This window comes from Streptomyces flavotricini (assembly GCF_020639365.1).
Classification (GTDB): domain Bacteria; phylum Actinomycetota; class Actinomycetes; order Streptomycetales; family Streptomycetaceae; genus Streptomyces; species Streptomyces flavotricini.
In genome coordinates this window covers 1-349 of record NZ_JAINUL010000042.1, presented here as the reverse complement: position 1 = coordinate 349, position 349 = coordinate 1, and the positions used below count along the sequence as shown (strand labels likewise).

Sequence of the window (349 nt, the reverse complement as noted above, 5' to 3'; positions counted from 1 at the left end):
GGGGTTCTGGCGCCGTGGCGTTCGAGGTCGAGTTGGCCTTTGAGGGTGTCGTTGACGGATTCGATCAGCTGTCGGATCGGTTTGAGCAGGTGTTCGCCCGGCCGGGGTTTGAGGTTGCGGTAGCTGGGACGCAGCAAGGTCAGGCCGTGGTCGGTCATGAAGGTGTCCAGCAGTTTGGAGACGTAGCCCTTGTCGCCGACGACGGTCTGGCCGGGGTGCGTGGTCAGGAGATCCTGGTCGCCCGTGAGCATGTCGGCCAGGACCTCGCGTTCATCGGCCTTGGGGTTGGCCAGGGCCCAGGCGATGGGCAGGCCGCCGGGTGTGCAGAGCAGGTGCAGGCGCAGGCCCC

1 protein-coding gene is annotated in these 349 nt (G+C 66.8%); it reads right to left on the bottom strand.

The genetic code is table 11. The annotated features are described in order from the left end of the window. A partial coding sequence (locus tag K7B10_RS40600; RefSeq protein ID WP_308284706.1) for a transposase occupies positions 1 to 349 on the bottom strand: 349 nt, incomplete at both ends.